Here is a 22,763-nt window from a genome sequence, read left to right as displayed (position 1 = left end):
AGGTTGAGTCCGGGCGTTTTGTCTTCTCGTGTGATCTTGGTGTTGGAAAACTGGACTAAGAGCGAATCGCACCAGCAGGAGAGCCCTCATGTCCCGTTTCCAACCTTCCGAACTCACCCGCCGTTCGTTCCTGGCGGGCACAGCCGCGGGCTCTGCCTTGATTGCACTGCACCCATATTCCGCCCGAGCCGCAGCCAACCAGGCGCATCTGCGGATCATGGAAACCACCGACCTGCACGTGCACGTGATGCCCTACGACTATTATTCCGATAAACCGGTCGACACGGTCGGCCTGTCGCGGACCGCCACGCTGATCAACGGCGTGCGCGCCGAGGCGACCAACTCCATGCTGCTCGACAATGGCGACTTCCTGCAGGGCAACCCGATGGGCGATTATGTCGCCTACGAGCGCGGCATGAAGGAGGGCGACACCCACCCGGTGATCGACGCGATGAACGCCGTGGGCTTCGATGCCGCCACCATCGGCAACCACGAGTTCAACTACGGGCTCGAGTTCCTGATGAAATCCACCGCCGGGGCGCAGTTCCCCGTGGTGCTGGCCAATGTCTCGAAGAGCCTCGGCGCCAACCCGCGCGAGGACGAGACGCTCTACAAGCCCTATGTCATCCTCGAGCGCCAGCTCACCGACGGGGCCGGCAACAGCCACCCGATCAGGGTCGGCGTGATCGGCTTCACGCCGCCGCAGGTGATGAACTGGGACCGCAAGCATCTCGAGGGCAACGTTCAGGCCCGCGACATCGTCGAGACCGCCCGCGCCTGGGTGCCGCAGATCGTCGAGGAGGGTGCCGACATCGTCATCGCGCTGAGCCATTCCGGCATCGGTTCGGCCAATCACGAGGACGGCATGGAGAACGCCTCGGTGCCGCTCGCGGGTGTTGGCGGCATCGACGCGGTGATGACCGGGCACAGCCACCTCGTCTTCCCCTCGCCCACCTATGCCGATTTCGCCGCCGTCGATGCCGGGGCCGGCACGATCCACGGCAAGCCCGCGGTCATGGGCGGCTTCTGGGGCTCGCATATGGGCCTCATCGACCTGCTGCTCGAACGCGACGGCAACGGCTGGCGCGTGGTCTCCTCGACCACCGAGGCCCGGCCCATCGCCCAGCGCAACGAGGACCGCTCGGTCACCGCGCTGGTCGAGGACGCGCCCGAGGTCGTGGCCTCTGTCGAACAGGCGCATGAGGAAACGCTGGCCTATGTGCGCCGCGCCGTGGGCAAGACCTCGGCGCCGCTCTACAGTTACTTCGCGCTGGTGGCGGATGACCCGTCGGTGCAGATCGTGTCGAACGCGCAGACTTGGTATATCGAGCAGATGCTTCAGGGCACCGAGCACGAGGGTCTGCCGATCCTCTCGGCGGCAGCGCCGTTCAAGGCCGGCGGCCGCGGCGGGCCGGAGTATTACACCGACGTGCCCGAGGGCGACATCGCGATCAAGAACGTCGCCGATCTCTACCTCTACCCCAACACGGTGCGCGCGGTGAAGGTGACCGGCGCCCAGCTCAAGGACTGGCTCGAACGTTCGGCGGGGATGTTCAACCGGATCGAGCCCGGCGCACAGGACGCAACGCTGCTGAACCCCGACTTCCCAAGCTACAATTTCGACGTGATCGACGGGGTGAGCTACCGGATCGACCTGTCGCAGCCGTCGAAATTCGATTCCGACGGCGCGGTCGTGGCCCCCGACGCCAACCGCATCACCGAGCTCACCTTCGACGGCGCGCCGGTCACCGAGGACATGGACTTCGTCATCGCCACCAACAACTACCGCGCCTCGGGCGGCGGCAGCTTCCCCGGCACCGGCGACACCATCATCTTCGAGGGCCCCGACACCAACCGCGACGTCATCGTGCGCTACATCGTCGATCAGGGCACCATCAACCCGAGCGCCGATGGCAACTGGTCCTTCGCGCCACTGCCCGACACCACGGTGCTGTTCGAGACCGGGCCGGCTGCGCGCGCCTATGCCGACAGCGTGCCAGGGTTGCGCCTCGAGGATGCCGGCGACACCGACGCAGGCTTCGTCCTCTTCCGCATCGCTTTGTGATCACCATCCCCGGCCCGAGAGTTCGGGCCGGGGTTGCGAATCCGTCACAAAGCACTTAGATCACCCCTCGAGAGGTTGGCGCGGGCAGGCGCCTCGCCAACCCGGTCAGGTCCGGAAGGAAGCAGCCGTAACGAGCCCCGCTTGGGTCGTTGTCCAGCCTCTCACTTACGCTTTCACAAAGCGTACGAGCTAATGCTCTTCCCCAAAACCTCTGTTCCCATGCTACGGGACGTCTGCTTTGTAATGAGCAGCGGAGCTGGACGCTCCATGAAAGCCCGACCGGGGCCATGATCTCGCGCTGTTCCTTGCGGGGCGCGACTCCTTGCGCCAGCCCACCGCAACATGCCCCGGCTCGAGCGGTTCTGCAGCAGACTGCCCGCGAGCCCGCCGATTGCCGGACTGCCGGGATGGCTCTGGTTCCCGAAGCCATTATCATCATGACAGCCCTGCGGAGACGCCGACAAACCCGAGCCCTAGGCGCCGGCTCCGCCTCTGCAGACACAGGAGGGCGATCGGCCGATTCGCAAGCGAATTCAAAGAGTCTCAGTTCGGGACAACTAGCGACTTTCCAATAATTTTTGGAAACACGCATTCCGTGTAAACCTGCCTCGATAAGAGCGGAATTCGGCCAATTGCCCCATGCTCGAGCGAGTTATCTGCGAGACGCTTCACGAAATAAGGCATAATCGTGACGGGCAACTTCATTCAGCCCCGGTACTTGTTTCCTCAGTAGTGAGAACTTTAGGCATGACTTACACAAAGACTATTCTGAACGCCGCAGCCATCGCTTTTGTCTGCGTCTTCACCACCCCGCAGCTTGCTATGGCAGACAAGGGTGGCATTCCCAACGCGAGCGCCTGCAACCCGGGCAACGCAAGCTTCTGCCCCAATGCCACGGTCCCCGAGATCGGGGCAGAAGGTGCCGCCGCCGCTGTGGCACTGGTGCTTGGAGCCCTCGTCCTGATGACAGCACGGAAGCGCCGTTCGGCCTGACCCCACGCTTGTCATGACTGTCGCAACTCACGGACAAACCACCGTTCGTGTTGCAACCGTTCCGGCGGTTCTGATCGCCGAATACCTCTGCCTGTTCCTTGTCTTGGCTTGGCGCCACGACATCGACGCAGTCGAGGCCCTGCCCAGTTCGTGGCAGGGCCTCCTCTGGGCTGGCAGCGGATTTGCCGGAGCCATGATTGCAGCACTGGGCGCCTTCGCGGTGCTTTGGGACGGCAGCATCGCTGACCGCATGCGCGCCGCGCTTGCCGGCACGCGCCCGGTCACGGGCGGCAGCCTCTCTGTCCATTTCGCCAGCTATGCGGCGTTTGCCGGCCTGACGATCCTGATCCTTGCCCGGCCCGACGTGGCGGCGGACCTCGGCTGGCCATTGCTTGTCTTGTGGCTGGGCGTCGCGGTGAGCGTACCGACAAGCCTCGTGATCGCGGTGCTCGGTGCCTCAACGAAGGCTGTCCTGCGCGCCGCCGGTCCACACGTGGCGCTCGCCGCAGTGCTCGGCACCGCCACCGGCGTCGCCGCCGTCCAGATCCTTCCCTATTGGAGAGCGCTGTCGGATCCGACGTTGCGCCTCGTCACTGCGATGCTGGAAGCGGCCGGTTTCACGGTCCTCGTCGAACCGGCACTGCCCGGCATCCAGCTTGGCGATTTCGGCGCGCATATCGGCGCCACCTGCTCGGGCATCGAGGGCATGGCGATGATCACCGTGCTGCTCGCCGGCTACCTCTACCGCTTCCGCGAGGAGCACCGTTTCCCCCAAGCCCTGCTGGTGTTTCCCGCCGCGATTGCCATCTCCTTCGTGGCCAATGCCGCCCGCATCGCCATCCTGCTCTGGGTCGGAGACCGGATCGACCCGCAACTCGCGAAGGGCGCGTTCCATTCGATGGCAGGCTGGGTCTTCTTCTGCGGCATCAGCCTCGGCATCATTGCGACCCTGCGGCGGCTGCCCTGGATGACCCGCCATCTCCCCGTGGCACCGTCGCTTCGCGATGACAGTCTCGAGGTCACGGCCTACCTCCTGCCGTTCCTCGTGTGGCTTGCACTCTCGCTGGTCAGCGCCGCCTTCGGCCATCTGGGCGAGCTCGCCTATGGCCTGCGCGTCGCAGCTGTCGGCGCGGTACTCGTGCTCTACCGCGCGCCGCTGGCGGATGCGATCGGACGCCTCGGCCGGGTGCCCGCGCCGATCACTCTGGCGGCTGCCGCGCCTTGGCTTTGCGGGACGGCCGTCTTCCTGTTCTGGCTCGCGCTTGCGCCAGTTGCGGAGCCGGCCGAAGCGGCCGCCCCGGCGACACTTACGGCACTGCCGCCAGTGCTTCTTGCGCTGTGGATCGCCCTGCGTGTCATCGGCAGCGTGATCATCGTGCCGATCATCGAGGAACTGGCCTTCCGAGGGTATCTGCAACGGAGGCTGATCTCGGCGGACTGGCTGGCCGTTGCACAGGATCGCCTGACACCTTTCGCGGTCCTGGGAAGCGCCACGGCCTTCGGGATGCTGCACGGCGCATGGTTGGCCGGGATCCTGTCCGGCATCCTGTTCAGCCTGATGACACGGCTGCGGGGCCGCCTGATCGATGCCATCATCGCCCATGCCGTGGCCAATGCCCTGATCGCGATCTGGGTGATCGGCTTCGGACGCTGGGATCTCTGGTAGGGTACGGCACGGTGGCAGCTTCGACGCGCGGGCGAAATTGAACATAGCCGAGCGTCCCCGCTCCGCTCAGTCGCCGTGCCGGTGAAACACCGCCGCTTCCCGCTCGGCCGCCAGCGCCCAGCCCATCTGCGCCTCGGTCTCGACCGCACAGGGCCGCACCCCGCGCAGCCGTGACAGGGCCTCGTCCGGCGCCTCGCCCGCCTCGATCATCAGCCGCAGGGCCACCATGCCCGAGCGCCCGCAGCCGCCCCGGCAATGCACCAGCACCCGCCCGCCGCCCTGCAAGGCGTGCAGCGCGGCGCGGCTGACCTCGGGCCAACGATCTTCAAAGGCGGCGCAGGGCACGCCGAAATCCACGATCGGCAGGTGCTCCCAGCGCGCGCCGTGATCGGCGATGAAGCTGCCCACCGAGCCCGCCCCCGCAGCCTCGAACTCGGCGACGCTGACCAGCGAGATGACCAGCGAGGGCCGCCAGTCCGCCACGTGCTGGAGGTCACCCACGAGATCCCCGCCCGCCCCGGGAAGGGGCGAGATGGCGAGAATTCCGTCCAGAACCCTGAGCGCGTGCAGCATGGTCATACGGAGGCTCGATGCGTCGAACGTGTCATATGCGCCGATGCTGCCCGATTCGCCGCCTCTTGCGAACCTGCTTTCGCGCGCCGCCGAGCGGGCGCCACGCATCTGCAGGCCCTAAGGCGGCGGCCCGGCACGGCATCACCCCTCCGCCAGCACGCGCCCCCGTGCCGAATATCAGCGCCAGTCCAAAGCCTCTGCCCGCACCGTCCCGACGCCCCCCGCCAGTGGAGCCGGCGCAGCCGGCCCGCTTTTCCGCGCCGCGCCCGGTTTACCTTGGAGGGCCGCGCGCATACCTTGGGTGCGTCCCGTCACCCGGAAGGCCCCCGATGTCCGAGCAATCGCCCAAGTACCAGGTTCTCGCCCGCAAGTACCGCCCCGAGACCTTTGCCGATCTCGTCGGTCAGGACGCCATGGTGCGCACGCTCAAGAACGCCTTCAAGGCGGGTCGGATCGCGCAGGCCTTCATCATGACCGGCATCCGCGGCACGGGGAAGACCACCACCGCGCGGATCATCGCCAAGGGCATGAACTGCATCGGCCCCGATGGCGAGGGCGGCCCGACCACTGAGCCCTGCGGTGAGTGCGAGCATTGCAAGGCGATCATGGAAGGCCGCCATGTCGATGTCATCGAGATGGACGCCGCGTCGAACACCGGCGTCGGCGATATCCGCGAGATCATCGACAGCGTGCACTACCGGGCGGCTTCGGCGCGCTACAAGATATACATCATCGACGAGGTGCACATGCTCTCGAACAGCGCCTTCAACGCGCTGCTCAAGACGCTGGAAGAGCCGCCCGAGCATGTGAAGTTCATCTTCGCCACCACCGAGATCCGCAAGGTGCCGGTGACGGTGCTGTCGCGCTGCCAGCGCTTCGACCTGCGCCGCATCGAGCCCGAGGTGATGATCTCGCTGCTGCGCAGGATCGCCACCGCCGAACAGGCCGAGATCACCGATGACGCGCTGGCGCTGGTGACCCGCGCCGCCGAGGGCTCGGCGCGCGATGCCACCTCGCTGCTCGACCAGGCGATCAGTCACGGCGCCGGAGAGACCACCGCCGAGCAGGTCCGCGCCATGCTGGGCCTTGCCGACCGTGGCCGGGTGATGGATCTGTTCGAAAAGATCATGTACGGCGATGCCCCCGGCGCGCTGACCGAGCTGTCGCAGCAATATGCCGACGGCGCCGACCCGCTGGCGGTGCTGCGCGATCTGGCCGAGATCACCCACTGGACCTCGGTGGTGAAGATCACGCCGGAGGCCGCCGAGGACCCGACGATCTCGCCCGACGAGCGCGCACGCGGCGAGACCATGGCCGCCAATCTCGGGATGCGGGCACTGACCCGCATGTGGCAGATGCTGCTCAAGGCGCTCGACGAGGTGGCGCAGGCCCCCAATGCCATGATGGCCGCCGAGATGGCGGTGATCCGGCTGACCCACGTGGCCGAGCTGCCCTCTCCCGAAGAGCTGCTGCGCAAGCTGCAGGACACCCCGCCGCCGCCCGCGCCGGGCCCCGGTGGTGGTGGCTATGCCCATGCCCCGGCCGGAGGCGGCGCTCAGACGCAGGCCGGCGGCCACGTGCAGCCCACCCACCCCGCGCCTTCCGGCCCGGTCGCGACGCAGGGCAACGCGGTGCTGGCGGTGGCGGCCGATCATGCGCTGGCCCGTTTCCCGACCTTCGAGCACGTGGTCGAGCTGATCCGGGCCAACCGCGACATGACGCTTCTAATGGAAGTCGAGCGCTGCGTGCGGCTCGCCGCCTACCAGCCCGGACGGATCGAGTTCACCCCCACCAACAACGCCCGCGGCGATCTTGCCCAGCGCCTTGGCAGCGCGCTGCAGCGCTGGACCGGCAACCGCTGGGGCGTGTCGCTGGTCAATGGCTGCGAGACGGCGACGATCTGGGAGCAGACCCACGCCGCCGAGCTGGCGATGAAGGCGGAGGCGGCGGAGCACCCGCTTGTACAGGCCGCACTCGCGGCCTTTCCCAAGGCCGAGATCGTCGAGATCCGCACCCCCGAGGAAGCCGCGCAGGAGGCCACCGCCGAAGCGCTGCCCGAGGTTGAGGACGAGTGGGATCCGTTCGAGGAAGAGTGACCCGCCGGGGCCAATCCGTCCGTCACGAGGCCGAATTGCAACGCCGGGCCTTGCTTCCACGCAAGGCAAGGCTCAGCCGCCCATCACCTCGACGGTCCGCCGCAGCCCCTCCTCGATCCCGAGCGCGGGCGTCCAGCCAAGCAGCCGCTGAGCCCGCGAGATATCCAGCACGCTCGATTTCAGCTCGCTCTCCAGCGGCGCGCGCTCCAGCGTCAGCGCCCGTCCGGTGACCTGCTGCACCAGCGTCACCAGATCTGCCAGCGAGGTGCCCTGCCCGGTGCCGATGTTCAGCGTCGTGACCCGCTCGGGCAGGTCCGCCGTGCAGCTCCGCGCCACGGCGGCACAGAAATCCGACACGTGGACATAGTCGCGCAGGCTCTCACCCGTCCCGAAAAGCTTGAACGGCCGCCCCGTCGCCAGCGCGTCGAGCAGGATCGTCACCACGCCATAGCCCGGCCCCGCCAGAGGCGAGCCGTAGGCATTGGCCAGCCGCAGGATGGTCAGCCGGAAACCATAGCGGTTGGCGAGCATGACCAGCGCCTGCTCCACCGCCATTTTCTGAAGCGCATAGAAAGACTTGGGATTGAGCGGTGCATCCTCCGGGATCGGCAGCGCATCGGTGTCGCCATAGACCCCTGCCGAGGAGACGTAGACCATGTGCCCGCGCCAGCCGCGCGCCAGCAACGCCTCGACGAACCGGGCCTGCGGCTCGATCTCGCGGCGGCTCAGTTCGGCGTAGTCCGCGAATGGCACACGCGGGCTGGCGAGCCCGGCGCAATGCACGATAGTGGCCTCGGTGTCGCGCTCCGGCAGCCAGCCGGGCGAAAGCACCTCGGCGGTCGAGATCTGCGGCAACCCCGCCGCCTGCCGCGGCAGAGCACGCCGGGCGACCCCGGTCGCGTCATGACCCGAGGCGCGCAGGTGGTACAGGATCTCGCAGCCCAGAACGCCGGAACTGCCGGTGACGTAGATGCTCATCCCGGTCCCCTCAGGCGAACCGCACCGGCGACAACGCGCCGAGGCTTCCATCGTCGATCGAGGCCGCACGTCCAGCGACGAGTGCCGCGGTCAGCTCGGCCAGCGCAGGCGCGGTCTGGATGCCGTGCCCGCCCTGCCCGGCGAGCCAGAAAAAGCCCTCCGCCTCGCTATCGAAGCCGCAGACCGGGGTCTTGTCCGGCGCAAAACTGCGCAGCCCGGCCCAGCTCGAAACCATGCGCGTCACCGGCACCGTCACCGCGCCCTCGTAGCGGTACAGCCCCTCGGCCAGCACCATGTCGTCGGGCCACGCGTCCTGCGGCGGCACGGGATCGGCATCGGCGGGGCTCACCATGAGCTGCCCGCCCATCGGCTTGGCGTACCAGGTCTCGGCGATCGAGCCGAAAAGCGGCCAGAGGCCCAACTCGTGGCCCTCGGGTGCCGGCAGCACCGCCGCCGAGCGCCGGCAGGGCTGGATCGGGATCGGCTGCGCGCCGGCCATGCGCGCGATCTCGCCCGCCCACGCACCGGCCGCGTTGACCACCACCGGCGCGGCGTGGGTCTCGCCGCCCGCCACGATCTGCCACAGCCCTGCCTCGCGGCTCAGTGCCGAGACCGGCGCCTTGCAGCGCAGCTGGCCGCCCCGCGCCCGGAACTGACGCAGGAAGCCCTGCAGCATGGCGTCGACGTCGATGTCGCGGGCCTCGGGTTCGAGAACCGCACCAGCGAAATGGCCGGGTTTGAGGATCGGCACCATCCGCTCGGCCTCGACGGCGCTCAGCCGCTCGAGCCCGGCACTGCCGGCGGCATATTCCTCGAGCAGGTCTAGCTCTTCGCCGGTCGCAAGCAGCAGTTCGCCGCGCGGCGTCAGCAGCGGCGCCTCGACATCGATGTCGGGCGCCTCGAAGAAGCCCGCCGCCCGGTCGTTCAGCGCCCTGAGCGCCGCGTTGCCGTAGTTGCGGATGAAGATTGCCGCCGAGCGCGCGGTGGAATGCTGCCCCGTCCCCGGCTCGGCCTCGAGCAGCAGCACCTCTGCGTCTGCGGCAAGCGCCGCCGCGGCGCTCACACCGGCCATTCCGCCGCCGATCACGATGATGTCGGGCATGTCGTCTCCTTCACGTTCCGCCGCGCCGGGCTAGATGGCGCCCAACCGGGATAGACAGCCCGAGGGGACGGGGCAAGCGATGCAGACGAGACACACAGGCCAGCCTTTCATGGCTTGGCTGAAACGTGAACCGCCGGACGGGGCGCGAGATGCTATTCCCTTCCCTAGCGTCCACGATTGCACTGGGTTACTGTGGACCGATCTCGCCCAAAGGGCGAACAGCCCCATGGCCCGAGAAAGGAATTTTTCAGTGACCATCCGGCGCCTTGCTGCCGCCTCCGGCACCGCCCTCTGTCTCGCCTCCAGCCCCGTCGTCGCGCTTGATGACGTGAGGTTTACCAGCCCCTCCATGTCCGACGATCTGAGCGACCAGATCCGCAACAACTCTGCGCTGGCTGCCGCCGAGGTCGAGGCCGAAGACGGCCAGATCTCGGGACAGGACGTGCTCGCCGCGGCGCTGTCGGATTACGGCATCCTGCTCGAGACGCTCTATGCCAATGGCTATTACGGCGGTGTCATCAGCATCCTGATCGACGGCCGCGAGGCCTCGGAGATTCCGCTGCTCAGTACGCCCGACACGGTCGGCACCGTCACGGTGCGGATCGACACCGGTCCCTCTTTCGAGTTCGGGCGGACCGAGCTGACCCCGCTGGCGCCGGAGACCGAGCTGCCCGAAGCGTTCGCCCGTGGCGAGACCGCCCGCGCCTCGGTGGTGGGCGATGCCGCCGAGGCCGGGGTCGACGGCTGGCGCGATATCGGACACGCCAAGGCCGAGGTCACCGACCAACAGGTCACCGCCAATCACCGCACCAGCGAACTCGACGTGGCGATGCGCATCGCCCCCGGGCCCGAGTTGCGCTTCGGCCGGCTCGACACCGACGGCTCCAGCGCGGTGCGCACCGCGGCGCAGCGGCGCATCGCCGGTCTGCCCAGCGGCGAGCGGTTCGATCCCGAAGAGGTTCAGGACGTCACCAACCGCCTCACCCGCACCGGCGCCTTCTCGAGCGTCACCGTGCGCGAGGCCGAGCAGCCGAACCCGGACGGCACGCTCGACATGATCGTCGACGTGGTCGACAACAAGCCCCGCCGCTTCGGTTTCGGCGCCGAGATCTCGTCGCTCGAAGGGCTGAGCCTCACCGCCTTCTGGCTGCACCGCAATCTCTGGGGCGGCGCCGAGCGGCTGCGCATCGACGGCGAGGTCACCGATATCGGTGCCTCCGGCAGCGACGCGCTCGATGCCAGCCTGACCGCGCGGCTCGAGGTTCCGGCGGCCATCGCCGAGCTCGGCCCCAACACCGACGCCTTCTTCGAGGCCTCGGTCTCGACCCTGAACGAGCCGACCTACTCGGCCGATACCGCCGAGCTGACCGCCGGTCTCACCCGGCGTTTCAACGACGACCTGACCGGCGAGATCGGTGTCGGGCTGTTCTATTCGCAGACCGAGGACGATCTTGGCGAGCGCGAGTTCCTGCTGTTCACGCTGCCGCTCTCGCTGACATGGGACAAGCGCGACATCGACCTCGACCCGACCTCGGGCTGGTATCTCGATGCCGAGCTGACACCGTTCTACAATCTCGACGGCGAGGGCCACGGCGCACGGCTCTTTACCGATCTGCGCGGCTATTACGGCTTTGGCGAGAGCAAGAGCACCGTGCTCGCCGGCCGGCTTCAGCTTGGCTCGGTGGTGGGTGCCGAGCTCGAGGACACCCAGCCCGAGTTCCTGTTCTATTCGGGCGGCGCCGGCACCGTGCGCGGCCAGCCCTACCAGTCGCTCACCGTCGAATTCGACGGCAATGAGACCGGCGGTCGCAGCTTCCTCGGCCTCTCGACCGAATTGCGGCAGGACATCAACGACACATGGGGCGTGGTCGCCTTCGCAGATGCTGGCTATATCAGCGAGGCCAGCGCCCCCGGCACCGAGGGCGACTGGCACGCGGGCGCCGGTCTCGGCGTGCGATATTCTACCCCGATCGGCCCGCTCAGAGTCGATGTCGCCGGCCCGGTCTCGGGCGATACCGGCGAAGGGGTACAGCTTTACATCGGCATAGGTCAGGCATTTTGAAACGGTTTCTCCTCCTCCTCTCCCTGCTTCTCGGACTGTCCCTGCCCGCGATGGCGCAGGAAGACGACGAGGGCACCCGGCTTGAACGTCTGATCGAGAACGCGCTTTCGGGCGACGGCATGGACGTGACGGTGCGCGGCTTCCGCGGCGCCCTGAGCTCGCAGGCCACGATGGAGCGCCTGACCATTGCCGACGATCAGGGCATCTGGCTGACGCTGGAGAACGCCGAGCTCGACTGGAGCCGTCTTGCCCTGCTGCGCGGCCGCCTTCAGGTCGACGAGCTGAGCGCCGAGCGGCTGGAGCTGGCCCGCCTGCCCGCCTCCGGCTCTGCCGCGCCGGCCCCGGAGGCCAGTGGCGGCAGCTTTGCGCTGCCCGACCTGCCGGTCTCGGTCAATGTCGGCCGCTTCGCCATCGAGACGGTCGAGCTTGGCGCGCCGGTGATCGGCGAGGAGGTCACGCTCAATGTCGAGGGCACTGCCCAGCTCGCCGATGGCGAGGGCAATGTCGAGCTTGCCGTGGTGCGGCAGAACGGCCCCACCGACGCGCTGAATTTCACCGGCAGCTATGCCAATGACAGCCGTGAACTGCTGGTCGATCTCGTGCTCGAGGAAGGCTCCGGCGGCTTGCTGACCACCAAGATGGGCCTGCCCGGCGCCCCGCCGATCCGCCTCGCGGTGCAGGGCGAGGGCGTGGTCGACGATTTCACCGCCGATCTCACGCTCGCCACCGATGGCGAGGACCGCTTTGGCGGTCAGGTCACGCTGGAAGGCGTCGAGGAAGAAGGCCACCGCTTTGCCGCCAACCTCGAGGGCGACCTGCGGCCGCTGCTGCCGCAGGAGCAGCGCGCCTTTCTCGGCGACAACCAACTGCTGCGCACCAGTGGAATCCTCGAGACCGGCGGCGCCATCGAGCTCGACGAGCTGACGCTCGAGACCGCCGCCATGTCGCTTGACGGCGAGGCACGCATCGGCGCCGAGGGCTGGCCCGAGCGGCTGCGCCTGTCGGGCCGCATCGCCTCCGAGGATGGCAGCCCGGTGCGGCTCGCCTTCGCACAGGACGAGACGCTGCTCGAACAGGCGACGCTGTCACTGTTCTTCGACGCCTCGGTGGGCGACGAATTCACGCTTGAGCTGGCGCTGCAGGGGCTCGACCGCCCCGAGATGTCGCTTCAAAGCGCCCAGCTCTCCGGCGCCGGCGTCATCGCCAAGAACGAGACCAGCAGCGTTCCCGGCGCGGTGCGCGGGCAGCTGAACCTCGACATGACGGGGCTGGCCTTCTCGGATGCCTCACTGGCCGAGGCCACCGGTGACGCGATGACCGGCGCGCTGCAGTTCGACTGGCAGCAGGGCTCGCCGCTCGAGATCACCGGCATCGACCTGACCGGCGCGGGCATCGGCGTGCAGGGCGACGTGGTGCTCTCGGGGCTGACCGAAGGCGCCGACCCGGCCATCGAGCCGGACCTCCAGATCCGCGCCGAGGATCTTGCCCGCTTCTCTGGCCTTGCCGGGCGTGAGCTCGGCGGCGATGCCGACGTGCGCGTCTCGGGCCGGGCCGAGCCGGTCTCGGGCCGTTTCGACATTACCGTGGCGGGCAACGCCACCGATCTCGCCGCAGGCATCCCGCAGGTCGACGGCCTACTGGCCGGCAACCTGACGCTCGACGCCACCGCGGCGCGCACCGAGCAGGGCACGTTCCTGCGTAACCTAGATCTCGACGGGCCAGGCATCGTCGTCACCGCCGACGCACAGCTGCAGACTGGCGCAAGCACCGGCCAGTTCGACCTCACCCTGCCCGACCTGTCGCTGGTCGATCCCGCGATGAGCGGCGCGGCCACGCTGACCGGCACCCTCGACGAGGGCGAGGACGCCTACGCGCTCGACCTCGTGGCGTCCGGTCCCGGCAACACCCAGTTCGACGGCGTGGTGACCGCCGGCAAGGGCGAGGATGGCGGGGTCGTGTCGGTGGGCTTCACCGGTGACGCTTCGGCGGCCGATCTTTCTGCCTTTGCCGCCATCGCAGACCGCCCGCTGGACGGGGCGGCAAGCTTTCAGGGCACCGGCAGCTACACGCTCGAGAACGGCTATTTCGACGCCGACGGGTCGTTGCAGACCCGCGATGTGGAGATCGGCATCGACCCGGTCGACGGGCTGCTGCAGGGCACTACCGACGCCGAGGTCAACGTGACCCGCGATGCGGACGGTATCACCATCCGCCGCGCCGAGGTCGATGGCCCCGGCCTCGAGATGACCGCCAGCGGCACGCTGCTCGACGCCGGCAGTTCGGCGAGCTTCGACATCACCCTGCCCGATCTCACCCGGCTGCGTGCCGAGGGGCTGTCGGGGCGCGCCACCCTGCGCGGCACGCTTGAGGAAAGCGCCGAGGCCTACCTGCTGAACCTCGCCGCCACCGGCCCGGCTCAGACCCAGATCGACGGCAACGTGACCGCGACCAAGGCCGAAGATGGCGGAATCGCGGACGTGAGCTTCGACGGCACCGCAGCCGGCGGCGACCTGTCGGCCTTTGCCGACCTCGCAGGCCGCGAGCTCGACGGCTCTTTCAGCTTCGACGGCGAAGGCGCCTACGCGCTCGAGAGCGGCTATTTCGACGCCGACGGCACGCTCGAGACCAATGACCTTGCGATCGGCATCCAGCAGGTCGACGGGCTTCTGCGCGGAACCACCCGCACCGAGATCGACGTCTCGCGCGACGCCGAGGGCATCACCATCCGGCGCGCCGATGTCGACGGGCCGGGCATCCAGCTCACCGCCAACGGCAACCTCGTGGGCGACGGCAGCACTGCCACCTTCAACCTCACCCTGCCCGACCTGAGCCCGGTCGCGCCCGGCATGTCGGGCAGCGTCTCGGTATCGGGCAACCTGCAGGAAAGCGCCGAGGCCTACCGGCTCGACTTTACCGCACGCGGTCCCGGGCAGACCCTGGCCGGCGGCATCGTCACCGCGAGCAAGACCGACGAAGGCCAGATCGGAACCGTGGGCTTCGACGGCACCGCCTCGGTGGGTTCCCTGGCGGCCTATGCGCCGCTCACGGGGCAGACCCTGCGCGGCTCGGTGAGCTTCGACGGCGCGGGCAGCTACACGCTGGCCACGGGTGCATTCAGCGCCGATGGTACGCTCAACACGCGCGACCTCGCCACCGGCATCGAGATCGCCGACAGGCTTGCTGGCGGCAGCGGCAGCGCCGTGGTCTCGGCCAGGCGCGACGACGACGGCAACATCACCGTCGAAGAGCTCGACGTGACCACCTCACAGATCACCGCCACGATGAACGGCACGCTGAGCCAGTCCGGCGACAGCGCACTCAGCTATGACGTGGCGCTGAACAATCTGGGCGTGATCGTGCCGCAGCTGCCGGGCCGAGCCACCGCCAGCGGCACGCTTGGCGGTTCCGGCAACGGGCCGTGGCAGGTCGACACCCGGATCAACGCCCCCGGCGGCACGCAGGCGACGGTCTCGGGCACGCTGGCGCAGAGCTTCGACAGCGCCAACCTGTCCATCGCCGGCAACGCGCCGCTGGCGCTCGCCAACCAGATCGCCGAGCCCAACCTGCTCTCAGGCATGGCGCAGCTGAACCTGCGCCTCAACGGGCCTCTGGCACCGTCCTCGCTGGCGGGCACCGTCACGGTGAACGGCGCCGAGGTGGTGCTGCCGGGGCCGGGCCTCTCGCTCAACGGCATCAACATCAACGCCAATCTCGGCGGCGGTCAGGTGCGGCTCGACGTCACCGGCCAGCTCGCCACCGGCGGGCGTCTCGAGACCTCCGGCACCATCGGGCTGAACGCGCCTTACAGCGCAGACCTCACGGTCCAGATGCGCGAGCTGCTGCTAGAGGATCGCCGGCTCTACCAGGCCACCGCCGGCGGGCGGGTGACGGTGCAGGGTCCCCTGCTCACCGGACCGACCATCGGCGGCCGCATCGACATCGAGCAGGCCGAGCTGCGCATCCCCGAGACCGGCCTCGGGCCGGGCAGCCGCGGCTTCACGCTCACCCATCTCTCCGAGCCCGCCCCGGTGCGCCAGACCCGCGCCCGCGCCGGATTGATCGAGACCGGCAGCTCCCGCGGCGGTCCCGCCTACACCCTGCCGCTCGATCTCGAAATCCGGGCGCCGTCACGGATCTTCGTGCGCGGCCGCGGCCTCGATGCCGAGCTTGGCGGCTCGCTGAGGATCACGGGCACTTCGCAGGACATCGTGCCGGTGGGCCGGTTCGACCTGATCCGCGGCCGGCTCGACATCCTCGGCCAGCGCCTGACGCTCGACACCGCGATCCTGCGCCTGACCGGCGATTTCGTCCCGACCATCGAGGTCGAGGCCACCGCCGAGCGCGACGGCACCGTGGTGACCGTGTCGATCGAGGGCGAGGCGACGGAGCCCGAGGTGACCTTCAGCTCCAACCCCTCGCGACCCGAGGAAGAGGTGCTGGCCCTGCTGCTGTTCGGGCGCGACGTGACCGAACTGTCGGCGCTGCAGGCGCTGCGCATCGCGGCGGCGGTCAACACGCTGGCCGGTCAGGGCGGTGAAGGCATCGTCGGCAACCTGCGCAGAGGCTTCGGGCTGGATGATTTCGACGTCACCACCGATGACGAAGGCAATGCCGGGCTGCGTCTGGGCAAGTATATCAGCGACGATCTCTATACCGACGTGGAGGTCGATTCCGGCGGCGAGACGTCGATCAACCTGAACTACCAGATCAACCGAAACGTCAAGGCTCGCGCCAGTGCCGACACCGGCGGCGACAGCGGCCTCGGGATCTATTTCGAGAAAGACTACTGACCTCGCGGGGCGGGCCTTCGGGCCCGCGACCCTGCGGGTCGGCTGCCAGCGAACAGGTCAAGACCACGCTCCGCGACAGCCGGGGGGAGTGGCGGGGTGGCAGGATATACCCCCGCCCCTCGAAGCCCGGCCAGGAGACACCGAAAGACCCGGCGCGGAAACGCCGGGTCTTGTTTCTTGCGCGGAGAGCAAGGCTCAGAGGAACTTGAACCCGAAGACCTCCTTGATGCCCGAGAGCACGAAGGTCGGGACCGCCGCAATGAAGGCGCAGGCCAGCAGGATGCTCAGCGGCAGGCTGGCGGTGCCCAGCACGTAATGGCCGAAGGGCGAGTAGACGGCGATGGCCGAGAGCGCCAGCGAGATTCCCACCGCCATCAGCAGCTTGGGATTGCCGAAGGGCGACTTGCGGAACAGCGTCGTGGTCGTGCGGGCATCGAAGACATGCCAAAGCTGCGCGAACATGATGGTCACGAAGGCCATGGTCTGGGCCATCTCGAAGCCGAGTTCCATCGCCAGCCCCTGCGAGAAGGTGTAGTAACTGATGCCACCCACGGCGAGGCCACGGATCAGGATGCGCTCCTTCATGCCGTCCGAGAACAGGTCGTGGTCCCGGGTCCGCGGGGCGCGCCGCATGACGTTGTGCTCGGCCTCCTCGAAGCCCAGCGCCAGCGCCGGGATCCCGTCGGAGACGAGGTTGACCCAGAGGATCATCAGCGGGGCGAGCGGGATCAGCGGCTCGTTGCCCATGAGCAGGAAGGCGAACAGGATGGTCGACACCTCGGCCACGTTCGAGGTCAACGCCTGGCGCACGAACTTGAGCAGGTTGTCATAGATCCTGCGGCCCTCGCGGACGGCGCTGACGATGGTCGAGAAGTTGTCGTCGAGCAGCACCAGCGCGGCGCTGTCCTTGGCGACCGAGGTGCCGGTGATGCCCATCGCCACGCCGATGTCGGCGGTGCGCAGGGCCGGCGCGTCGTTGACCCCGTCGCCGGTCATCGCGGCGACCTCGCCATTGGCCTGCATCGCCTTGACGATACGCAGCTTGTGCTCGGGCGTGACGCGGGCGAACACGGCGGCGTTCTTCGCGACCTCGGCCAGCCGCCTGTCATCCATGCCGTCGATCTCGTGCCCGGTGTGGACGGTCTGCGCCTCGGAGGTGCGGATGCCGATCTGCTCGGCGATGGCCTGCGCCGTCACGGCGTGGTCGCCGGTGATCATCACCGTGCGGATGCCTGCGGAGGTGGCATCGGCCACGGCGCGTTTCACCTCGGGGCGCGGCGGATCCATGATACCGTGGACACCCAGCAGCACGATGTCATGCTCGGGGTCCGCGGGATCGAAGGTGCCGTCCTCGGCATAGCGGAAGGCCACGGCAAGCGTGCGCAGCGCGCGTCCGCCGAAATCTTCGATCACCTCCTCGACCTGCGCCCGGATACCATCGTCGAGAGGCCGGATCTCGCCATTCAGCAAGATCCCCTTGGCGCGGGACATGATGACGTCGGGCGCCCCCTTGGCGACCAACACCTTGCGACCGTCGGGCGTGCGCACATGCATGCTCATCATCTTGCGCGTGCTGTCAAAGGGAAAGGACTGGAGGATGTCGTAATGGTCCTTCTTCAACGCGTCGCGGCTGATGCCGACCTTGGCGCCGGCGACGACCAGCGCGCCCTCGGTCGGGTTGCCCTGCACCGCGTGGCGGCCATCCTTGAGCATCAGCTCGGCCTCGTTGCAGTAGACCGAGACCTCGAGCATATGGGCCAGGTCCTGTTCCTCGGCGATCACAGCGGCACGGCCCTCGGCATCGAGGAAGTCGCCCGTGGGGTCGAAGCCCTCGCCAGTCAGATCCCATGTCTTGCCGCCGGCCCAGAGCCGCATCACCTGCATCTGGTTCTGGGTCAGCGTGCCGGTCTTGTCGGAGCAGATCACCGAGGTGGTGCCCAGCGTCTCGACCGCCGCCAGCTTTCGCGCCAGCGCGTTGTTGTGGACCATGCGCTGCGACCCCAGCGTCAGAACGATGGTGACGACCGTCGGCAGGCCCTCGGGAATGGCGGCGACCGAGAGCGAGATCGCGGTGGTCAGCATCTCCGACAGGCTCATGCCGTGGAAGATCCCGATGCCGATGACCACGGCCACCACGCCCAGCGCCGCGGCGATCAGCACCTTGGAGAGCTTCTCGATGCGCTCCTGCAGGGGCGTCTTGGGCTCTTCGGTGGTGGCCATCATATGCGCGATATGGCCGACCTCGGTCTGCATCCCGGTCGAGGTCGCGATGCCAAGGCCGGTTCCACTGGTCACCTTGGTCGACATGAAGCCCATGTTGAGCCGGTCCGCCAGCGTTAGCTCGGGATCGTCGATCGCCAGGATGTGCTTGTCGACGGGCTCGGATTCGCCGGTCAGCGCAGCCTCGTCCACCGCCAGACGGGCGGCCTCGAGGAAGCGCACGTCGGCGGCGATGATGTCGCCGGCCTTGAAGCGCAGGATGTCGCCGGGGACGATGTCGGCGGCGGGGATCTCGGCCCATTCGCCGTCGCGTTTGACGAAGGCCAGCGGCGCGGCCATCTCGCGTAGCGCGGCGAGCGAGCGGGCGGCACTGAACTCCTGGTAGAAGCTGATCACCGCGTTCAGCACCACGATCACGGCGATGGCGATGGCATCGACCATGTGGCCGGTCAGAAGCGAGATCACCGCGCCGATCATCAGGATGATCAGCAGCGGATTCTTGAACTGGCCGAGCAAGAGCGTCAGGGGCGAGGTCTGCTTGCCCTCGGCAAGCCTGTTGGGCCCGTGCCGGTCGAGGCGTTGCTGTGCCTCCGACATGGAGAGACCGGTGCCGGCGTCACAGTGCAGACCGGCCGCAACGTCTTCGCCGCTCCGGGTCCAGGGCGCAGCGGTTCCGATTCCGGCCTCATGGTCGGAAACACTCTGGGCGGTCCGGTCTCTCATGATCGTTTCCTTCTCAAACTGGGGGTGGCCCGCGCCTGCTCGCGTACCAGTCCAAACGGGGCGACCTCCGGGTCGATGGCGATGCCGGTTTCGCCGCACCGTACGGCGACATCCCTGAGGGCACGGATCACGGCGCGCTTGCCGCTGGCGCAGACAACGTTCTGCGCCACCTCCACCTTGGGCCCCATCGCGCCTGCGGGGAAGTCGTTAGCGCCCATCCGGTCGGTCAAGGCGCGGCGGATTGCTGCCTCATCGGGCGTTCCCCGCTCAAGGCAGACCGCACCCGCATCGTTTGCCCGCCCGAACGTGCCGGCATCGCGTTCAGGGGGCAGCCGGCCAAGCACGCCGTAGATCCGCACCACGAAGGGCAGTCCGAACAGGGCCGGGATCGTAGAACCCACGCGGCTCGGGGTCGGCAGCGATTCGCCCTCGGCGAAAATGGCTGCGGCTTTCTCTCGCACAAGGAAACCCGCCGCAGACTCACGACGACCGACTCGCCGCGTCTGCCAGCGGCCCAGTCCTGCTGCCGAACGTGGCGGGCACACGCTGGCGCGCTGATCTTCAGGCGATCGCCCTCACCCGCGCTGAGCGCCGAGTCTCTGAAACCTCGCCCCTGACACTCCAAGCACTGCGACACTGTTACAGAGCCCGCGCACATATTGCGGATTGCAGTCCACGGCGCGTGGATAAACGTCTGGTTTTCCGAGCAGAAAATAAGAAAGCCCGCTGCGCTATGCAGCGGGCTTCCCGGAAACTGGCGGACCGAGGAGGATTCGAACCCCCGACCCCTTGATTCGTAGTCAAGTACTCTATCCAGCTGAGCTATCGGTCCGTGGAGGCGGGGTTTAGACTTACCCGCGAAGATGCGCAAGGGGGGCCAGAATGTTTTTCGAAGAAATTTCGTTCAGCCCATTTCTCCCATCGGCAGACGGATCTCGAAACAGGTGCCGCTCTCGTCTGAGCGCGCCAGCTGCAGCGTGCCGCCGTGGTTGCGCACCAGCTCGGCGACGATGGCAAGGCCAAGCCCCGCCCCGCCCTTGCGCACACCGCCCTGGAAGGGCTGGAACAGGTGCTCCCGCGCCTTGGGCGGCAGGCCGGGGCCGGTATCGGTCACCTCGATGACCCATTCGGTATCGTCTGCCCAGGCGGCGACACTGATCTCACCGGGCCGGCCGGTGCCGGTGATCGCCTGCCGCGCGTTGCGCACCAGGTTGCCGATCACCCGGTAGATCTGTTCCGGATCGCCGCGCATCTGCATCGTGGCGGGGATATCCTCGGAGAGGCTCACGTCATGCTCGTCGATCGCCAGACGCTCGGCCTCGAGCACCTCGTTGACCAGTTCGGCGAGATTGAACTGGGTCAGCACCGGGGCCGGCTCTTCGGCGCGCCCGAAGGCCAGCGTGTTCTCGCAGAGCGACACCGCGCGGGTGATCGAGCCCACCAGCTTCGGGGCCATGCGCTTGACCGACGGGTCCTCGGACATCTCGATGCGGTCGGTGAAAAGCTGCGCCGAGGTCAGGATGTTGCGCAGGTCGTGGCTGACCCGCGCCACCGCGCCGCCAAGCTGCGCCAGCCGCTCCTTCTGCCGCAGGCTCGCGGCAAGCTGGGTCTGCAGCGACTGAAGCGCCTCCTCGGCCTCGCGCAGCTCCTTCACGCTGGCCGAGGGCTTGATGATGCGGCGCGCATCCTCCGGCGCCTCGGCAAAGCGGATCATGTGGCCGACCACGCCCTTGATCGGGCGCACCAGCAGCCGTCGCACAGCGAGGAACAGCAGCAGCGCGGTGATCACCGAGATCACCGCCGAGAGCAGCAGGATGCGCACGCCGTAATCCAGCATGGCGCTGCGCAGCGGTCCGGCCTCCATGGTGATCTCGATGAGCTGGCCGGCCTGTTGCGACGGGTAGCCCAGCACCCGGATGACTTCGGGCTCGGGGCTCGCCAAGCGCACCAGCGCGTCATGCATGAGCGTGACCGGCCCGGCCTCGCGCAGGTCGAAGCTCTCGGCCACGGGCCCCGGGACCTCTGACGACAGCATCAGCTCGCGCGTGGCGTTGCGCTGAAGGGCAACGTTGTAGACCCCGGCATTGGCCAGAAGCTCGCGTTCGAGATCGGGGTCGAGCATGTCGTCCGCCAGCAGCGCCAGAGAGGCGATCTGCGCCCGCTCGAGACGGTCGGTGAGATAGTCGGCGCGGAATCGGGCGACGGAGGGCACGAAGATCAACACCTCGGCCAGCATCACGAACACCGTCGTGAGGATCAGGAAGCGGCCGGAAAGAGAGTTGAGCATCAAGAGTACTGCTTGTCCCGTCAGGGCAGCCAGCGCTGCACCAGTCTTACAATTCTATTCACTGTTTCGTTTTCAAACAGACGGGGAGAGAAATAGGTTCCCGCGACGCGTTTGTTAAGCTCTGCGATGGTGGGATAAGGCACAACCATCCCTGCAATCGCGCTCATTTTGAGTTTCGAGCCGATCGCAAGCGCCCAGAGCCCGATCAGCTCGCCTGCCTGCGCGCCCGCGATCGAGGCGCCCACCGGGCGCCCCTTTACCACCATCACCTTGAGCAGGCCGGTGGTCTGGCGCTGCGCGATGGCCCGGTCGTTGTGCTGATAGGGCAGACGCACGACCTCGAGCGCATCGCCATGCTCGAGCCGCGCCTCGGCCTCGGTCAACCCGACCTGCGCCAGCTCGGGCGCGGTGTAGGTGGCGCGCGGCAGGATCTGGGGCTTCACCTTGATCGGAAGGCCAAAGAGCGCATTCCGCACGATCAGCCCGCCGTGATAGCCCGCCACATGGGTGAATTGCGGCCCGCCGGCGGCGTCGCCGATGGCATAGACCCGGCGATTCGTCGTGCGCAGCCCCTCGTCGACCTTGATGCCGGCCTTGGTGGTCTCGATCCCGGCCTTCTTGAGCCCGAGCCCCTCGATGTTGGCCTTGCGCCCGACCGCGACCAGCAGATGCGAGCCCTGCACCGCGCCGCTGACGGTTTCGACCGCGATGGCCCCGTCGCTGCCGCGGATCCGCTGCGCCGGCGTCTCCTCGAGGATCTCGACACCCTCGGCACTCAGTTCCTCGAGCACGATGGCGGCCATCTCGGGATCTTCGCGACCGAGCGCTTTCTGCGCCTCGATCACCGTGACACGGCTGCCAAGCCTGCGATGCGCCTGCGCCATCTCGAGCCCGATGGGGCCGCCGCCGATGATCACCAGGTGCTCGGGCTGCTCGCGCAGTTGCCAGAGCGTCTCGTTGGTCAGGTAGGGGACATCGGACAGGCCCGGAATCGGCGGCACGAACGGAGAGGAGCCGGTGGCCAGCACGATGCGCCGGGCCGAGATGACATGCGCGCCCGCCTGCACCTCGGTGGGCGAGATGAAGCGGCCATGCTCCCGGATCACCGTGACGCCGAAGCCCTCGAAGCGCTCCTGGCTGTCATCGGCTCGATTCGGGCGATGGTCTCGGCCACGTGGGTCTGCGCGCGGCATATCCACCTGCGGCGT

Annotated in this window: 12 protein-coding genes, 1 tRNA gene, 1 other RNA gene and 1 pseudogene; 7 read left to right on the top strand and 8 right to left on the bottom strand. The window is 67.9% G+C overall.

Going from position 1 to position 22,763, the window contains the following annotated elements; all coding sequences use genetic code 11:
- Positions 1-88 precede the first annotated feature (88 nt).
- The 4 genes from R2601_RS09490 to xrtE all read left to right on the top strand — a co-directional run bounded on the left by R2601_RS09490 (position 89) and on the right by xrtE (position 4,724).
- Positions 89-2,065, top strand: a complete 1,977-nt coding sequence (locus R2601_RS09490; protein ID WP_007797137.1) for a bifunctional 2',3'-cyclic-nucleotide 2'-phosphodiesterase/3'-nucleotidase — start codon at positions 89-91, stop codon at positions 2,063-2,065.
- A gap of 69 nt (positions 2,066-2,134) precedes the next feature.
- Positions 2,135-2,231: signal recognition particle sRNA small type (gene ffs, locus R2601_RS25850), an RNA gene on the top strand.
- Positions 2,232-2,812: 581 nt separating this feature from the next.
- Positions 2,813-3,058, top strand: coding sequence for a hypothetical protein (locus R2601_RS09485; RefSeq protein WP_007797135.1), 246 nt, complete (start codon positions 2,813-2,815; stop codon positions 3,056-3,058).
- A gap of 193 nt (positions 3,059-3,251) precedes the next feature.
- A complete protein-coding gene (xrtE, locus tag R2601_RS09480) occupies positions 3,252-4,724 on the top strand; it encodes an exosortase E/protease, VPEID-CTERM system (RefSeq protein ID WP_007797131.1) in 1,473 nt (490 codons plus the stop codon).
- Between the two features lie 66 nt (positions 4,725-4,790).
- Here xrtE and R2601_RS09475 read toward each other — a convergent pair whose 3' ends face one another.
- Complete coding sequence (locus R2601_RS09475; protein ID WP_040545271.1) at positions 4,791-5,303, bottom strand: protein-tyrosine phosphatase family protein; 513 nt, start codon at positions 5,301-5,303, stop codon at positions 4,791-4,793.
- 323 nt (positions 5,304-5,626) lie between these two features.
- On the opposite strand from R2601_RS09475, the gene R2601_RS09470 reads away from it, so the two are divergent.
- Complete coding sequence (locus R2601_RS09470) at positions 5,627-7,393, top strand: DNA polymerase III subunit gamma/tau (RefSeq protein WP_007797125.1); 1,767 nt, start codon at positions 5,627-5,629, stop codon at positions 7,391-7,393.
- A 72-nt stretch (positions 7,394-7,465) separates the two neighbouring features.
- Here the strand turns inward: R2601_RS09470 and R2601_RS09465 are convergent, their stop codons facing one another.
- Together R2601_RS09465 and R2601_RS09460 are read right to left on the bottom strand one after the other, a co-directional pair.
- Entirely contained in the window at positions 7,466-8,371 is a 906-nt protein-coding gene (locus tag R2601_RS09465) for an NAD-dependent epimerase/dehydratase family protein (protein WP_007797122.1), read from the bottom strand.
- 10 nt (positions 8,372-8,381) lie between these two features.
- Complete coding sequence (locus R2601_RS09460) at positions 8,382-9,473, bottom strand: NAD(P)/FAD-dependent oxidoreductase (protein ID WP_007797121.1); 1,092 nt, start codon at positions 9,471-9,473, stop codon at positions 8,382-8,384.
- Between the two features lie 250 nt (positions 9,474-9,723).
- On the opposite strand from R2601_RS09460, the gene R2601_RS09455 reads away from it, so the two are divergent.
- Positions 9,724-11,535, top strand: coding sequence for an autotransporter assembly complex protein TamA (locus R2601_RS09455; protein ID WP_007797118.1), 1,812 nt, complete (start codon positions 9,724-9,726; stop codon positions 11,533-11,535).
- Positions 11,532-16,325: a translocation/assembly module TamB domain-containing protein gene (locus R2601_RS09450; RefSeq protein ID WP_040544554.1), complete on the top strand. Its 4,794-nt coding sequence runs from the start codon at positions 11,532-11,534 to the stop codon at positions 16,323-16,325. The genes R2601_RS09455 and R2601_RS09450 overlap by 4 nt, the downstream gene beginning before the upstream one ends.
- A 195-nt stretch (positions 16,326-16,520) precedes the next feature.
- Here the strand turns inward: R2601_RS09450 and R2601_RS09445 are convergent, their stop codons facing one another.
- The 5 genes and pseudogenes from R2601_RS09445 to R2601_RS09425 form a co-directional block, all read right to left on the bottom strand.
- On the bottom strand, positions 16,521-19,268 hold the full coding sequence (locus R2601_RS09445; RefSeq protein WP_007797113.1) for a cation-translocating P-type ATPase: 2,748 nt from the start codon (positions 19,266-19,268) through the stop codon (positions 16,521-16,523).
- Positions 19,265-19,729 carry an amino acid kinase family protein gene (locus R2601_RS09440; protein ID WP_007797109.1) on the bottom strand — a complete coding sequence of 155 codons (465 nt, stop codon included), beginning with the start codon at positions 19,727-19,729 and terminating at the stop codon, positions 19,265-19,267. Before R2601_RS09440 ends, R2601_RS09445 begins: the two co-directional genes overlap by 4 nt.
- Positions 19,730-20,023: 294 nt before the next feature.
- Positions 20,024-20,100: transfer RNA gene (locus R2601_RS09435), tRNA-Arg, on the bottom strand.
- Positions 20,101-20,172: 72 nt separating this feature from the next.
- A complete protein-coding gene (locus R2601_RS09430) occupies positions 20,173-21,555 on the bottom strand; it encodes a sensor histidine kinase (protein WP_007797106.1) in 1,383 nt (460 codons plus the stop codon).
- A gap of 20 nt (positions 21,556-21,575) precedes the next feature.
- Positions 21,576-22,763: pseudogene (locus R2601_RS09425) on the bottom strand (dihydrolipoyl dehydrogenase family protein); the annotation flags it as partial.

Source organism: Salipiger bermudensis HTCC2601, from assembly GCF_000153725.1.
Taxonomy (GTDB): Bacteria; Pseudomonadota; Alphaproteobacteria; order Rhodobacterales; family Rhodobacteraceae; genus Salipiger; species Salipiger bermudensis.
This window is presented reverse-complemented; position numbering and strand designations above follow the sequence as displayed.

Bases quoted from the DNA above. Each gene is read 5' to 3' on its own strand.
- R2601_RS09490 (WP_007797137.1), top strand. From the start codon at position 89: ATGTCCCGTTTCCAACCTTCCGAACTCACCCGCCGTTCGTTCCTGGCG.
- R2601_RS09485 (WP_007797135.1), top strand. From the start codon at position 2,813: ATGACTTACACAAAGACTATTCTGAACGCCGCAGCCATCGCTTTTGTC.
- R2601_RS09465 (WP_007797122.1), bottom strand. From the start codon at position 8,371: ATGAGCATCTACGTCACCGGCAGTTCCGGCGTTCTGGGCTGCGAGATC.
- R2601_RS09430 (WP_007797106.1), bottom strand. From the start codon at position 21,555: ATGCTCAACTCTCTTTCCGGCCGCTTCCTGATCCTCACGACGGTGTTC.
- xrtE (WP_007797131.1), top strand. From the start codon at position 3,252: ATGATTGCAGCACTGGGCGCCTTCGCGGTGCTTTGGGACGGCAGCATC.
- R2601_RS09460 (WP_007797121.1), bottom strand. From the start codon at position 9,473: ATGCCCGACATCATCGTGATCGGCGGCGGAATGGCCGGTGTGAGCGCC.
- R2601_RS09475 (WP_040545271.1), bottom strand. From the start codon at position 5,303: ATGACCATGCTGCACGCGCTCAGGGTTCTGGACGGAATTCTCGCCATC.
- R2601_RS09445 (WP_007797113.1), bottom strand. From the start codon at position 19,268: ATGAGAGACCGGACCGCCCAGAGTGTTTCCGACCATGAGGCCGGAATC.
- R2601_RS09470 (WP_007797125.1), top strand. From the start codon at position 5,627: ATGTCCGAGCAATCGCCCAAGTACCAGGTTCTCGCCCGCAAGTACCGC.